This window comes from Variovorax sp. M-6 (genome assembly GCF_052114385.1).
Taxonomy (GTDB): domain Bacteria; phylum Pseudomonadota; class Gammaproteobacteria; order Burkholderiales; family Burkholderiaceae_C; genus Variovorax.
On record NZ_JBFREQ010000006.1, the window covers coordinates 1 to 13,610 of the forward strand.

A 13,610-nucleotide genomic window follows, 5' to 3' on the forward strand; every position below is an offset into this window, starting at 1 on the left:
TGCAGGCCACGACCACGCTCAAGTTCTTCGACTGGGCCTACAAGAACGGCGACAAGACCGCCGGCGACCTCGACTACGTGCCGATGCCCGACAAGGTGAAGGGCGCGATCGCCACCGCCTGGGGTGAGATCAAGGACGCTTCGGGCAAGCCCGTCGCGATCAAGTAAACACCCCTCGGCGCGCACATGAGCCGCTGGGCAGACCCAAGGCGAACACCGAAGCGCTTCGGCGCGGAGGCCGCCTGGTGAGCACACCGCTTGATCGCGCGCCGGATTCGGAGCGACACGTGTCATCCACATTCCCTGCCAGCGCCACCACGCTCGACCGCCCGGCCGAGCGCGCCCGCGCCCAAGCCGGCCCGCCCCCGGCCAAGCAGCCGCGCAGCGGCCCCACCACCGATCGCCTGTTCGGCTGGGCCGCCAAGGGTGCCGCGCTGCTGACGCTCGCGATGCTGATCGGCATCCTGCTGTCGCTGCTGGTCGGCGCCTGGCCCGCCATTTCCAAGTTCGGCCTCGGTTTCCTGACCAGCAGCGTCTGGGATCCGGTCAAGGACGAGTACGGCGGCCTGGTGATGATCTACGGCACGCTGGCCACCTCGCTGATTGCGCTGCTGATCGCGGTGCCCGTGAGCTTCGGCATCGCGCTGTTCCTCACCGAGATGTCGCCGGCCTGGCTCAAGCGGCCGCTCGGCACCGCGATCGAACTGCTGGCCGCGGTGCCGTCGATCGTCTACGGCATGTGGGGCCTGCTGGTGTTCGGTCCGATCCTCTCGACCTACGTGCAGCAGCCGCTGCAGAAGCTGTTCGAGGGCGTGCCCTACCTGGGTGCGCTGGTGGCGGGCCCGCCCGTGGGCATCGGCATCCTGTCGGCCGGCATCATCCTGGCGATCATGATCATTCCGTTCATCGCCTCGGTGATGCGCGACGTGTTCGAGGTCACGCCGCCGCTGCTCAAGGAGTCGGCCTACGGGCTCGGCTCCACCACCTGGGAAGTGGTTTCCAAGGTCGTGCTGCCCTACACCAAGGCCGGCGTCATCGGCGGCATCATGCTCGGCCTGGGCCGCGCACTGGGCGAGACGATGGCCGTCACCTTCGTGATCGGCAACACCAACCAGCTCAATTCGCTGTCGGTCTTCGAGCCGGCCAACAGCATCACCTCGGTGCTGGCCAACGAATTCGCCGAAGCCGGCGCCGGCCTGCACCAGGCCTCGCTGATGTACCTCGGCCTGGTGCTGTTCTTCATCACCTTCGTGGTGCTGTCGCTGTCCAAGCTGCTGCTGCAGCGCATGAAGAAGAGCGAGGGCACCAAGTCATGACCACCGCGGAACGCCTCCTGAACGCCAAGACGCTGGACGAGACGCGCGCGGCGCGCTTCGCCGGTCGCAAGCGGCTCAACTTCATCGCATTGACGCTCTCGCTGGCCGCGATGGCCTTCGGCGTCTTCTGGCTGGTCTGGATCCTCTGGGAAACGCTGCGCCTGGGCGTCGGCGGCCTGGCGCTCAGCACCCTGACCGAGATGACGCCGCCGCCGAACGAGGCCGGTGGCATCGCCAACGCGATCTTCGGCTCGCTGGTGATGGTGCTCATGGCCACCTTCGTCGGCACGCCGATCGGCATCATGGCCGGCATCTACCTGGCCGAATACAACCCCAAGGGCTGGCTGTCGACCCTCGTGCGCTTCGTCAACGACATCCTGCTGTCGGCGCCCTCGATCGTGATCGGCCTGTTCGTGTATGCGGTGGTGGTGGCCTACTTCAAGTCCTTCTCAGGCCTGGCCGGCGCGCTGGCGCTGGCGCTGATCGTGATCCCGGTGGTGATCCGCACCACCGAGAACATGCTGCAGCTGGTGCCGCCGGGCCTGCGCGAAGCGGCCTACGCGCTGGGCACGCCGAAGTGGAAGGTGATCCTGAGCATCACGCTGCGCGCCGCGCGCGCCGGGGTGGTCACGGGCGTGCTGCTGGCGGTGGCCCGCATCGCGGGGGAAACCGCGCCGCTGCTCTTCACCGCGCTCAGCAACCAGTTCTGGACCTCCGACGTGACGCAGCCGATGGCCAGCCTGCCGGTGACCATCTTCAAGTTCGCGATGAGCCCGTACGAGAACTGGCAGCAGCTGGCCTGGGCCGGCGTGTTCCTGATCACGGTCGCGGTGCTGGCGCTCAACATCCTCGCGCGGATCCTCACGCGCAACAAACTCTGAACATCATGCCAACCACTCTCGCCCAGCCGACGCGCTCGAAGATCTCGGTCAAGGACCTGAACTTCTACTACGGCAAGTTCCACGCGCTCAAGGGCATCAACCTCGAGATTCCCGAGAACAAGGTGACGGCCTTCATCGGTCCGTCGGGCTGCGGAAAGTCGACCCTGCTGCGCACCTTCAACCGCATGTTCGAGCTCTACCCGGAGCAGCGCGCCGAGGGCACGATCGCCCTCGACGGCGAGAACCTGCTGACCTCCAAGCAGGACGTGGCGCTGATCCGCGCCAAGGTCGGCATGGTGTTCCAGAAGCCGACGCCGTTCCCGATGTCGATCTACGACAACATCGCCTTCGGCGTGAAGCTGTTCGAGAACCTGAGCGCCTCCGAGATGGACGACCGGGTCGAATGGGCGCTCAAGAAGGCCGCGCTCTGGACGGAGGTGCGCGACAAGCTCCAGCAAAGCGGCTCCGGGCTCTCGGGCGGCCAGCAGCAGCGCCTGTGCATCGCGCGCGGCATCGCGATCAAGCCGGAAGTGCTCTTGCTCGATGAACCCTGCTCGGCACTCGACCCGATCTCCACGGCGAAAATCGAGGAGTTGATCGCCGAGCTCAAAAGCGAGTACACCGTGGTCATCGTGACCCACAACATGCAGCAGGCGGCGCGCTGCAGCGACTACACCGCCTACATGTACCTGGGCGACCTGATCGAGTTCGGCGCGACCGAGGACCTGTTCTTCAAGCCGAAGCGCAAGGAGACCGAGGACTACATCACCGGCCGATTCGGCTAAGGGGACAGAAATGACCGAAAAGCATCTTTCCAGCCAGTTCGACAGCGAACTCAACACCGTGTCCTCGCGCGTGATGGAGCTCGGCGGCATGGTCGAGGCCCAGATCCACCAGGCGGTCTACGCGCTGCAGGAGTTCGATGCCGAGGCGGCCGAGCGCGTCGCCGAGACCGAGCACCGCGTCAACGCGATGGAAATCGAGATCGACCGCGAGCTGTCGTCGATCATCGCCCGCCGCCAGCCGACCGCGCGCGACTTGCGCCTGCTGATCGCGATCTCCAAGACCACCGCCAACCTCGAGCGCGTGGGCGACGAGGCGAACAAGATCGCGCGCATGGTCAAGTCGATCATCGAGAGCGGGTCGGCCCGCGCGCTGCCCTCGTCCGAGCTGCGCATCGCCGCCGACCTGGCCTCGGGCCTGCTGCGCAAGGCGCTCGACGCCTTCGCGCGGCTGGACACCGCGGCGGCGCTGTCGATCCTCAAGGACGACGACCTGATCGACAAGGAGTTCGATGGCTTCGTGCGCAAGCTGGTCACCTACATGATGGAAGACCCGCGCAAGATCTCCGCCAGCCTGGACCTGCTGTTCCTCGCCAAGGCCATCGAGCGCATCGGCGATCACGCCAAGAACATCGCCGAGTTCATCATCTACATCGTCAAGGGGGCCGATGTGCGGCACACTTCGATGCAGGAGATCGAGTCGGCACTGCAATGAAGTCCGCCTGCAATTCATGAAGAAACCTAGGATCCTGATCGTCGAAGACGAGTCCTCGATCGCCGAGCTGATCGCCGTCAACCTGCGCCACAACGGCTTCGAGCCGATCTGGGCCGAGGACGGCGCGGCGGCGCAGCGTGAGATCGATGCCTTTCTGCCCGACCTGGTGCTGCTCGACTGGATGCTGCCGGGCCAGAGCGGCCTGCAACTGGCGCGCCAATGGCGCAAGGACCCGCGCACCAAGGCCATCCCGATCCTGATGCTGACCGCGCGCGGCGACGAGCCCGACAAGGTGGCCGGGCTCGATGCCGGCGCCGACGACTACATCACCAAGCCCTTTTCCACTCAGGAGATGCTGGCGCGCATCCGTGCCGTGCTGCGCCGCCGGGCACCTGAAGCAGTGGCCGAACGGGTGGAGATCGGCGAGCTGGCGCTCGACACCGCCACCCATCGTGTCACCTGGCAAGGGGCGCCGCTGAAGGTCGGGCCGACCGAGTTCAAGCTTCTGGGCTTCCTGATGCAGCACGCCGAGCGCGTCCACAGCCGCGCCCAGCTGCTCGACAAGGTGTGGGGCGACCACGTCTACATCGAGGAGCGCACGGTCGACGTGCACGTCAAGCGCCTGCGCGAGTCGCTCGGTGCAGCCGCGCCGATGGTCGAGACCGTGCGCGGCGCGGGCTACCGGCTCACTGCCCAGGCCACGGTCTGAAAGTCCAACGCGCCAGATGCCCGGTCGGCTGCGACCGGGCGGGATAATCGTTCGGCATGCCGTTTCGTATCGCCACCTTCCTCACGGCTTCCGCCCTCGGCGGCGGCGCGGCCGCGGCGCTGCTGGGCTGGCACCATGCCTGGCTCGGTGCCTGGCTTGGCGCGCTGCTGTGGCTGCTGCTCGACGCCTGGCGCGCCCAACGGCTGCTGAACGTGCTGCGCAAGGACGTCGCCGGGCTGCCGTCGCGCGGGCCCGGGGTCTGGGGCGAACTGTCCGAGCGCATCCGCAAGCTGCTGCGCGAGCGCGAGCAGCAGACCCGCCAGGCAGAGGACCGGCTGCAGGAGTTCCTCGCCGCCATCCAGGCCTCGCCGAACGGCGTCGTGCTGCTCGACGAGCAGGGGCGCATCGAATGGTGCAACCAGACCGCCGCCGGCCAGTTCGGCATCGACGCCGAGCGCGACCTGCTCCAGCACCTGGCCAACCTGGTGCGCGACCCGGCCTTCGTGGCCTACCTGGCCTCCTGGAACTACAGCCGCGACGTCGTGATCGATGCCCCGGCGCAGGCCTCTCAGCATCGCGGCCATCCCGCGCGGCTGTCGGTGCAGGTGCATCCCTACGCCGGCAACCGCCGCATGCTGCTGACGCGCGACATCACCTCGCTCGAGCAGGCCGAGGCCATGCGGCGTGACTTCGTCGCCAACGTCTCGCACGAGATCCGCACCCCGCTCACGGTGCTGGCGGGCTTCGTCGAGACCTTGCAGAACCTGCCGCTCGATGCCGAGGAGCGGGCCCGCTATCTGGCGCTCATGGGCCAGCAGTCGCACCGCATGGAGACGCTGGTCAACGACCTGCTGACCCTGTCGCGGCTGGAGGGCAGCGCGGCCCCGCCGGCCCATCGCTGGACCCGCGTGCGGGCCCTGATGGCGCAGTGCGAGGACGAGGGCAAGGGGCTGTCGAGCCGGCTGTCCTCGCAGGGTCACCAGTTGTCGTTCACGATCGAGGCCGACTCCGAGATCGCCGGCGGACCGACCGAGCTGCAGAGCGCAATGTCCAATCTCGTGAGCAACGCCATCCGCTACACGCCCGGTGGCGGCGACATCGAGGTGACCTGGCGCCTGCTGCCCGACGGCCGAGGCGAATACGCGGTGCGCGACAGCGGCCCCGGCATCGCCGCGGAGCACCTGCCGCGCCTGACCGAGCGCTTCTACCGCATCGACCGCAGCCGCTCGCGCGAGACCGGCGGCACCGGCCTCGGCCTGGCGATCGTGAAGCACATCGCGCAGCGCCACGGTGCCGAGTTGCGCATCGAGAGCACGGTCGGCAAGGGCTCTCGTTTTGCGCTCGTGTTTCCGGTGACGCGCCTGCGGCAGGCTTCGCCGATCAGCGTCGTCGCCTGAGCGTGGCCGCCAGCAGCGCGATGAACAGGCCGGCGGTGAGGGCCAGCGCCAGCGCCCCCATCAGCCAAAAGGCCAGCGGCGACTGCATCGCGGTCCAGGGGCCGATGCCGCGATAGGCCAGCAGGTAGCTGCCGCCGAGCCCCACGCCCCACAGCAGCGTGCAATAGAGGACCAGCGGCAGCACGGTGACGCGATAGCAGCGCAGGACGAAGACGCACAGCGTCTGCAATGCATCGGCGAAGTGATAGACCGCGGTGGCCAGCAGCAGTGTCGCGCCGAGCGCCACCACCGCCGGGTTGGCCGAATAGATGTCCGCGAGCTGCCAGCGCAGCGTGGCCATCGCGGCCGCGAACAGCAACGCGAAGAACACGGTCAGTTCGAAGCCCCTGCGGCAGGCGCGCCGCGCGAGCGCGGCGTCGCCGGCGCCGAGCCAGAAGCTGACCCGCGCGCTGGTCGCGATGGCGAGCGACAGCGGCATCATGTAGGCCACCGCCGTGAGATTGGAAGCGATCTGGTGCGCGGCCGAGGCCGCGGTTCCCAGCCGCGCGATGAACAGCGCCATCAGCGTGAACGAGGTCACCTCCACCAGCACCGACAGTCCGGCCGGCACGCCGAGACGCGCGAACAGGCGGATCTGCCGCCAGTCGGGCGCTTCGATCCGCTGCCAGAAGCGGTAGCCCGTGTAGAAGGGATCGCTGCGCAGCAGCCAGATGGCGGCGCCGAGCATCGTGTAGTTGACCACCAGCGTGGCCCAGCCGCAGCCCACCAGCCCCATGGCCGGCATTCCGGCGCCGCCGAAGGTGAACCAGATCGACAGCGGCAGCTTCACGCCCAGCGAGCCCAGCTGCAGCCAGGTCACGAGCTGGGGCTTGCCCAGGCCCTGGTTGAGGGTGCTGAAGAGCCGGAACAGAAGGGCCGGCGCCAGCGCGAAGGCGAGCACCTGCAGGTAGGCCTCGACGTCGTCGCGCATCGCAGGCGGCACTTCGGTCCAGCGCAGCAGCGGTGCCGGGAACAGCAGCACCGCCATGCCGATCGCGATCGTGATCGCACAGAGGTAGAGCGACTGCCGGACCGAACGGCCGACCTCGTGCGTACGGCCGGCGCCGTGGAGCTCGGCCCAGATCGGCAGCAGCGCCTGCAGCGCGCCCATCAGCGAGACGAAGACGCTGATGAAGATCGCGGAGCCGACCGACAGCGCCGCCAGTGCGCCTTCGGCATAGCGGCCGGCGACGATCGTGTCGGTCACGCCGAAGGCCATCACCGCGAGCTGGCCGACCAGCACCGTCGCCGCGTGGCGTGCGATCACCCGCCGTTCGCTGGCCACCGGCGGTTCGCTAGCCACCGGCCGGGACGATCCGTTGGTAGAGCAGCAGGTCGTCGCTCGGGCTGGTCGGTCGCCGCAGCGTGCCGATCAGGCGCCAACCGTCGAGGTTCACGATGTCGTGCAGGCGGGCGATCGCCTCGGGGCTGACGAGCAGCCAGGGGCAGGGCGCGTCGGTGCCGAGCGAGCGGAGCTTGAAGCCGCCGTGGTAGCGCAGCGCCGCGATGTGCGGCCGATTGAGCGCGAGCTCGGAAATGCACTCGGTCTGGCCGACCTTCTCCGCGATCGCCCGCACCTGGGGCACGTAGCTGCGCGCGTAGTCGAGCAGCGGCAGCCACAGCGTCATCAGCAGCATCCAGCACAGCGCGGCACCGCCGGCCGGCAGCACCAGGGTCTTCCAGAGCGCGGCGCGATGGCGTCCGGTGCGCCAGCGGACCAGCCAGGCCCAGGCGAGCGTCGCGGCGACGGCGAAGATGAAGGCGACGACAGAGAAATGCGGCACGAAGCCCGGTGCCAGCTTGGCGACATTGGCCGCGGGCTTGGCCGGCACACCGGTCTGCATCGCCACCCAGATCACCCAGATGATGATGGCCGAGCCGCTGAAGAACAGGAGCGTGAACCAGTCGATCAGCGCCGCCACGCTGCGCCGCAAGGTCGGCAGCGCGAAGGCGGCCAGCGTCGCGAGGGCGGGCAGCGCGAGCAGCAGCGAGCGCTCGGAGAAGTCGGTGGTCCAGGTGGCGAGCAGCGGCATCAGCGCGAACCACAGCGGCAGCGCGACGTGGCGTGCCGTCAGTTGCCGGCGCCAGCGCCAGAGGGTCCAGACGGCCAGCGGCCAGGTCGGCCAGGTGAACCACAGCAGCAACTTGGCCTGGCTGCGCACCTCGGAGAGCACGCGGCCGTTGGGATCGCCGCCCGGCAACGCGATCTTCCACTGGAAGAGCCCGAGCGCGGCCGCAAGCGCCGCCGCCAACAACGTGGCGGCCAGCACCGCTGCGATCGCGCCGACGCTGTAGGTCGGTTCGGATTCGGAAGTCTCGTCGGCGCTGCTGCGCCTGCGCTCCGCGGCAAGGACCAGGACACAGCCGAGGCCCAGTCCCAGGCCGACCGTCGGCCCCCCGGACAGCGCCATCCCGCAGCTGCCGATCAGCAGCGCGATGAAGGCGCCGATCCGGTGATAGGGCAGGGCCGCGACGCCGTAGAAGAGATGGGAGGCGAAGAACAGTTGGGCCAGCGCGGGCGTGGTCTCGTGACCGAGTTGCGCCAGCCCCAGCGAGGCGATCAGGGCCAGCACGGCGCCATCGGCGATGGCGCGCGCATAGTCGGTCGGCCGTGCCTCGCCGCCGAAGGCGAAGGCCACCGGCTGCGCGCGCGGTGTGCGCGCCAGGTAGTAGGCGGCATACCAGGTGGCGCTGAAAGCACCCCAGAGCAGCAGTGCGAAGGCGATGCGCACCGCCAGGTCGGGGCTGAGCCAGGCCGGTGCGATCTTGATGGCCCAGGCGCCGATCCAGTAGGGCAGCAGCGCCGGTGTCTCGGGCCGGAGGCCGAGCAGCATCGGGTCCAGCCAGCGCGCGAGGCCTCCGGTGCCCTTCGCGAGTTCGGCCATGAAGCCGAAGGCCGCGATGTCGGCGCTCTTCCACGGCCCCCGGCCCACCAGTCCCGGCATCAGGTAGGCCGCGCACAGCAGCAGCAGCGCGATCCGCGGCAGGCGGCGCACGGCGCTCTGGGCAACGATCGCTGGCGTCGGCTGGTTCAAGGGTGGGGCGTGGAGCGTGCGGGGCTAAAGAAAAAAAGGGCAGCGCGGTAAACCGGGCTGCCCTCGACGCGGAAGCGCCCTCCTTACTTGGAGGCGGCGCCGGTGGTCTTGCCGAAGCGGTTGCGGAACTTCTCGACGCGGCCACCCATGTTGTCGACCGACTTTTGCGTGCCGGTGTAGAAGGGGTGCGACTCGCTCGAGGTGTCGAGCTTGAAGAGAGGCAGTTCGCGACCGTCGTCGGTCTTGCCCATCTCCTTGGTGTTCGCGCACGAACGGGTCACGAACTTGAAGCCGTTCGACAGGTCGACGAACAGAACTTCGCGGTAGTTGGGGTGAATGCCTTCTTTAGCCATGATCTTTCCTTTGAGTCGATGCGAGAGCCACTGGGTGTCGTTGGCCTGGGGCCGTCAAGCCGCGGCAGGAGGCCGCGCAGCACTTTTCGCTAAGCCCGCAATTATCGCATACTGGATGTTTTCCGCGCCAGAGGCTCCCTCACCATGCCGTTCTCCAACTTGCGCGCCGGCCTGGTCGGCTACGGATTCGCCGGCCAGACCTTCCACGCACCCGTGCTGTCGGCGGTCCCCGGGCTGGAGCTCGGCGCCGTCGCGAGTTCGCAGCCGCACAAGGTCCATGCCGATTGGCCCGGCGTGGACGTGGTCCCCGACGTCGGCGGCTTGTTGCGCCGAAGCGACATCGACCTGATCGTCATCGCCGCGCCCAATGCCCAGCATCATCCGCTGGCCAGGCAGGCGCTGGAAGCCGGCAAGCACGTGGTGGTCGACAAGCCTTTCACGCTCGATGCGGCCCAGGCGCGCGAACTGGCCGCTCTGGCCGAGCGCAAGGGCCGGCTGCTGTCGGTCTACCAGAATCGTCGCTTCGACTCCGACTTCCTGAGCCTGCGCGACCTGCTGGCACGCGGCGAACTCGGTCGCCCGGTGTATTTCGAATCGCATTTCGACCGCTTCCGGCCGCAGGTGCGCGAGCGCTGGCGCGAACAGCCGGTGCCCGGCGCGGGCCTCTGGGTCGACCTCGGCTCGCACCTGCTCGACCAGGCGGTGCAGCTCTTCGGCCGGCCCGACACGCTTCAACTCGACATCGCCGCCTTGCGCGAGCGCGCGCTGGTCGAAGACTATTTCCATGCCGTCCTGCGCTACGAAAGCGGCGGGCACGCCCCCTTGCGCGTGGTTCTGCACGCGACCACGCTGGCGGCCTTTCCGGCCCCGCGCTACATCGTGCACGGCACGCGCGGCAGCTACCTCAAGCGCGGCGTCGACCCGCAGGAGGATGCGCTGCGCGCCGGCGGCCGGCCCGGCGAAGCGGGGTGGGGCGTCGACCCGGTCGAAGGCGAACTCACGCTGGTGGGGATCGAGGGCCGGGCGGCAACGCAGAAGCGGCCCACGCAGGCGGGTAACTATGTCGGCTACTACGCGGCGGTGCGCGATGCGATCCTGGGAAAGGGCCCGAATCCGGTGACGCCGGAGCAGGCGGTCGAGCTGATGGAACTGCTCGACCTGGGGCGCCAGAGCGCGGCGGAAGGCCGGGCCCTGGCGGCGCGCTGACAAGCCGTCAGCGCGAGAAGGCGATCAGCCCCCGCGACGCATCATGTCGAAGAACTCGACATTGGTCTTGGTCGCCTTCATGTTCTTGAGCATCAGCTCCATCGCCTCGATCTCGTCCATGTTGTACATGAGCTGGCGAAGGATGCGCGTCTTCTGCAGGATCTCGGGCGGCAGCAGCAACTCTTCGCGGCGCGTGCCGCTGCGGTTGAGCTGGATCGAGGGGAACACGCGCTTCTCGTAGAGACGGCGGTCGAGGTGGATTTCGGAGTTGCCGGTGCCCTTGAACTCTTCGAAGATCACTTCGTCCATGCGGCTGCCGGTGTCGATCAGCGCGGTGCCGATGATGGTCAGCGAGCCGCCTTCTTCCACGTTGCGTGCGGCGCCGAGGAAGCGCTTCGGGCGCTGCAGCGCGTTGGAGTCGACGCCGCCGGTCAGCACCTTGCCCGAGGAGGGCACGACGTTGTTGTAGGCGCGGGCCAGGCGGGTGATCGAGTCGAGCAGGATCACCACGTCCTTCTTGAGTTCGACCAGGCGCTTGGCGCGCTCGATGACCATTTCGGCGACGTGCACGTGGCGCGCGGCAGGCTCGTCGAAGGTCGAGGCAATGACCTCGCCCTTCACGGTGCGCTGCATTTCGGTCACTTCTTCGGGCCGCTCGTCGACCAGCAGCACCATCATGTGGACGTCGGGGTAGTTGGCGCTGATCGCATGCGCGATGTGCTGCATCATCACCGTCTTGCCGCTCTTGGGCGGCGCCACCAGCAGGGCACGCTGGCCCTTGCCGATCGGGGCGATGATGTCGATGATCCGGCCGGTCAGGTTTTCCTCGCCCTTGATCTCGCGCTCGAGACGCATCTGCTCCTTGGGGAACAGCGGCGTCAGGTTCTCGAACATGACCTTGTGCTTGTTGGCCTCGGGGGCGCCGTCGTTGACCTTGTCGAGCTTGGTCAGCGCGAAGTAGCGCTCGCCGTCTTTCGGCGTGCGCACTTCGCCTTCGATCATGTCGCCGGTGTGCAGGTTGAAGCGCCGGACCTGGCTGGGCGAGATGTAGATGTCGTCCGTACTCGCCGTGAAGCTGGTGTCCGGGCTGCGCAGGAAGCCGAAGCCGTCGGGCAGGATCTCGAGCACGCCGTCGGCGAACACCTGCTCGCCGGCCTTGGCCCGCTTCTTGATGATTGCGAACATCAACTCCTGCTTGCGCATACGGCCGATGTTTTCGATTTCAAGCGCTTCAGCCTGCTTGAAGACTTCGGACACGTGGAGTGCCTTGAGTTCGTTTAAGTGCATGGAATGACCCCGTGTGGGGAAATCAGTCTGGAACCAGGAGGGGGAGGTTTGAGGAGAGGCGAGAGATGCCTCACAAACCGGGGAACTCGAACCGGGTCCCTGGAAGGGCCGGTGATCTGTGGGAGATTATGACAGGAAAAAAGCAGGCCGCCGGCGCATTGCGCGCGGGCGGCCCCGGGGACGTCAGGCGAGCTGCTGATCGATGAACGCCGTGAGCTGCGCCTTGCTCATGGCGCCGACCTTGGTGGCGGCCAACTGGCCGTCCTTGAACAGCATCAGGGTGGGGATGCCGCGGATGCCGAACTTGGCCGGGATGTCGCGGTTCTCGTCGACGTTCATCTTGGCGATCTGCAGCTTGCCTTCATAGGTGCTGGAGACCTCGTCGAGGATCGGCGCGATCATCTTGCAGGGACCGCACCATTCGGCCCAGTAGTCGACCAGAACAGGCTTGCCGGACTTGAGCACGTCGGCTTCGAAAGAAGAGTCGGAGATGTGTTTGATGAGGTCGCTGGCCATGGGGGTGTGTCCTTCTGCGCGGAGAGTTTCGGTGCAGCTAAAGTGCGGGTCATTGTGACAGAAACCAAGTGATGCCGTGGTCGGCGCGCAAGCTATGGCGCCGATAGCCAAAGCGGTGACACTTGGCGCATGAATCAAGAAAAGAAAGTCGCGGTGGTCGGTGGCGGCCCCGCCGGATTGATGGCCGCCGAGGTGCTCGGCGGCGCGGGCATCGAGGTGCATCTCTACGACACCATGCCCTCGGTCGGACGCAAGTTCCTTCTGGCCGGCCGCGGTGGCCTCAACCTCACGCACTCGGAGCCCTACGACCTCTTTGTCGGCCGCTTCGGCCCGCAGCGCGCCGCGCTCGAGCCCCTGCTGCGAGCGTTCGGCCCCGATCAATTGCGCGCGTGGGCGCATGGACTCGGCATCGAGACCTTCGTGGGCACGTCGGGGCGCGTGTTCCCGAAGGACATGAAGGCCGCGCCGCTGCTGCGTGCCTGGCTGCATCGGCTGCGGCAGGCCGGCGTGCGGTTCCACATGCGTCACCGCTGGCTGGGCTGGCCCGATGCGGCGATGCCGGCCACCACGCTGCGCTTCGCCGCGCCCGACGCCGAGGTCGTTGCCTCCCACGATGCCGTGGTGCTGGCACTCGGCGGCGCGAGCTGGTCGCGGCTGGGATCCGATGGCGCCTGGGTGCCGTGGGTGGCCGGACGCGGCGTGGCGGTCGCGCCGCTGGTGCCGGCCAACTGCGGCTTCGACCTCGGCTGGACCCCGTATTTCGCGGAGCGCTTTGCCGGCATGCCCTTCAAGTCGGTGGCGATCACGGTCAGCGACGCCCAGGGTCGGCGCTTCGCGCGCAAGGGCGAGTTCGTGGCGACCGCCACCGGCATCGAAGGCAGCCTGATCTATGCGGCTGCGGCCTTGTTGCGCGACGAGATCGCCGAGCGCGGCAGCGCCCTCCTGATGCTCGACCTGCTGCCCGACCGCAGCGCCGAACAGGTGCGCGCCGCGGTGCTGCATCCCCGCGGCGCGCGTTCGCTGGCCAGTCACCTGAAGAGCCGGCTCGGCCTCGAGGGCATCAAGGCCGGCGTGCTGCATGAAGTGCTCACGCGCGAAGAAATGCAGTCGCCCGACAAGCTCGCCGAAACCATCAAGGCGGTGCCGCTCAGGCTGCTGGCGCCGAGGCCGCTCGATGAAGCCATCAGCACCGGCGGCGGCGTGCGCTTCGATGCGCTCGATGACAAGCTCATGGGTGCCGCGCTGCCGGGCGTGTTCTTTGCAGGCGAGATGCTCGACTGGGAAGCGCCGACCGGCGGCTATCTGCTGACCGCCTCGATGGCGAGCGGCGCGGCGGCCGCGCGCGGCGTGCTGGAGCGCTTGAAGTAGCGCTCGG

The 13,610-nt window shown here is 68.0% G+C and carries 13 protein-coding genes and 1 pseudogene; 9 read left to right on the top strand and 5 right to left on the bottom strand.

Annotation, left to right across the window (positions count from 1 at the left end; translation table 11 throughout):
* From AB4Z46_RS08645 to phoR, 7 genes and pseudogenes are all read left to right on the top strand, one after another.
* Positions 1-167 (top strand): annotated as a pseudogene (locus AB4Z46_RS08645) (phosphate ABC transporter substrate-binding protein PstS); the annotation flags it as partial.
* Positions 168-286: 119 nt separating this feature from the next.
* A complete protein-coding gene (pstC, locus tag AB4Z46_RS08650; protein ID WP_442283076.1) occupies positions 287-1,315 on the top strand; it encodes a phosphate ABC transporter permease subunit PstC in 1,029 nt (342 codons plus the stop codon).
* Positions 1,312-2,196, top strand: coding sequence for a phosphate ABC transporter permease PstA (pstA, locus tag AB4Z46_RS08655; protein ID WP_442283077.1), 885 nt, complete (start codon positions 1,312-1,314; stop codon positions 2,194-2,196). The genes pstC and pstA overlap by 4 nt, the downstream gene beginning before the upstream one ends.
* Before the next feature lie 5 nt (positions 2,197-2,201).
* A complete protein-coding gene (pstB, locus tag AB4Z46_RS08660; protein ID WP_442283078.1) occupies positions 2,202-2,981 on the top strand; it encodes a phosphate ABC transporter ATP-binding protein PstB in 780 nt (259 codons plus the stop codon).
* Between the two features lie 10 nt (positions 2,982-2,991).
* Positions 2,992-3,693: a phosphate signaling complex protein PhoU gene (gene phoU / locus AB4Z46_RS08665; RefSeq protein WP_442283079.1), complete on the top strand. Its 702-nt coding sequence runs from the start codon at positions 2,992-2,994 to the stop codon at positions 3,691-3,693.
* 16 nt (positions 3,694-3,709) lie between these two features.
* Positions 3,710-4,402, top strand: coding sequence for a phosphate regulon transcriptional regulator PhoB (gene phoB, locus AB4Z46_RS08670; protein WP_442283080.1), 693 nt, complete (start codon positions 3,710-3,712; stop codon positions 4,400-4,402).
* A 56-nt stretch (positions 4,403-4,458) separates the two neighbouring features.
* A complete protein-coding gene (gene phoR / locus AB4Z46_RS08675; protein ID WP_442283081.1) occupies positions 4,459-5,799 on the top strand; it encodes a phosphate regulon sensor histidine kinase PhoR in 1,341 nt (446 codons plus the stop codon).
* Here phoR and AB4Z46_RS08680 read toward each other — a convergent pair.
* From AB4Z46_RS08680 to AB4Z46_RS08690, 3 genes are all read right to left on the bottom strand, one after another.
* Positions 5,783-7,141: an MATE family efflux transporter gene (locus AB4Z46_RS08680; protein ID WP_442283082.1), complete on the bottom strand. Its 1,359-nt coding sequence runs from the start codon at positions 7,139-7,141 to the stop codon at positions 5,783-5,785. The genes phoR and AB4Z46_RS08680 overlap by 17 nt on opposite strands.
* Positions 7,134-8,873: a hypothetical protein gene (locus AB4Z46_RS08685; protein ID WP_442283083.1), complete on the bottom strand. Its 1,740-nt coding sequence runs from the start codon at positions 8,871-8,873 to the stop codon at positions 7,134-7,136. The genes AB4Z46_RS08680 and AB4Z46_RS08685 overlap by 8 nt, the downstream gene beginning before the upstream one ends.
* 83 nt (positions 8,874-8,956) lie before the next feature.
* Positions 8,957-9,226: a type B 50S ribosomal protein L31 gene (locus AB4Z46_RS08690; protein ID WP_158722485.1), complete on the bottom strand. Its 270-nt coding sequence runs from the start codon at positions 9,224-9,226 to the stop codon at positions 8,957-8,959.
* Positions 9,227-9,370: 144 nt separating this feature from the next.
* Here AB4Z46_RS08690 and AB4Z46_RS08695 point away from each other — a divergent pair, with 144 nt between their 5' ends.
* Complete coding sequence (locus AB4Z46_RS08695) at positions 9,371-10,432, top strand: oxidoreductase (protein ID WP_442283084.1); 1,062 nt, start codon at positions 9,371-9,373, stop codon at positions 10,430-10,432.
* Between the two features lie 24 nt (positions 10,433-10,456).
* Here AB4Z46_RS08695 and rho read toward each other — a convergent pair whose 3' ends face one another.
* Together rho and trxA are read right to left on the bottom strand one after the other, a co-directional pair.
* Positions 10,457-11,719 (bottom strand): transcription termination factor Rho, encoded by a 1,263-nt coding sequence (rho, locus tag AB4Z46_RS08700; protein ID WP_442283085.1) that lies wholly within the window; start codon positions 11,717-11,719, stop codon positions 10,457-10,459.
* Positions 11,720-11,902: 183 nt separating this feature from the next.
* Positions 11,903-12,235, bottom strand: coding sequence for a thioredoxin TrxA (gene trxA / locus AB4Z46_RS08705; protein WP_183023723.1), 333 nt, complete (start codon positions 12,233-12,235; stop codon positions 11,903-11,905).
* Between the two features lie 129 nt (positions 12,236-12,364).
* Between trxA and AB4Z46_RS08710 the strand changes: the two genes are divergently transcribed.
* Positions 12,365-13,603 carry a TIGR03862 family flavoprotein gene (locus AB4Z46_RS08710; RefSeq protein WP_442283086.1) on the top strand — a complete coding sequence of 413 codons (1,239 nt, stop codon included), beginning with the start codon at positions 12,365-12,367 and terminating at the stop codon, positions 13,601-13,603.
* The last annotated feature ends 7 nt before the right edge of the window (positions 13,604-13,610 follow it).

Coding starts and splice junctions, on each gene's coding strand:
- pstA (WP_442283077.1), top strand. CDS start 1,312: ATGACCACCGCGGAACGCCTCCTGAACGCCAAGACGCTGGACGAGACG.
- pstB (WP_442283078.1), top strand. CDS start 2,202: ATGCCAACCACTCTCGCCCAGCCGACGCGCTCGAAGATCTCGGTCAAG.
- phoU (WP_442283079.1), top strand. CDS start 2,992: ATGACCGAAAAGCATCTTTCCAGCCAGTTCGACAGCGAACTCAACACC.
- phoB (WP_442283080.1), top strand. CDS start 3,710: ATGAAGAAACCTAGGATCCTGATCGTCGAAGACGAGTCCTCGATCGCC.
- phoR (WP_442283081.1), top strand. CDS start 4,459: ATGCCGTTTCGTATCGCCACCTTCCTCACGGCTTCCGCCCTCGGCGGC.
- AB4Z46_RS08690 (WP_158722485.1), bottom strand. CDS start 9,226: ATGGCTAAAGAAGGCATTCACCCCAACTACCGCGAAGTTCTGTTCGTC.
- AB4Z46_RS08695 (WP_442283084.1), top strand. CDS start 9,371: ATGCCGTTCTCCAACTTGCGCGCCGGCCTGGTCGGCTACGGATTCGCC.
- rho (WP_442283085.1), bottom strand. CDS start 11,719: ATGCACTTAAACGAACTCAAGGCACTCCACGTGTCCGAAGTCTTCAAG.
- trxA (WP_183023723.1), bottom strand. CDS start 12,235: ATGGCCAGCGACCTCATCAAACACATCTCCGACTCTTCTTTCGAAGCC.
- AB4Z46_RS08710 (WP_442283086.1), top strand. CDS start 12,365: ATGAATCAAGAAAAGAAAGTCGCGGTGGTCGGTGGCGGCCCCGCCGGA.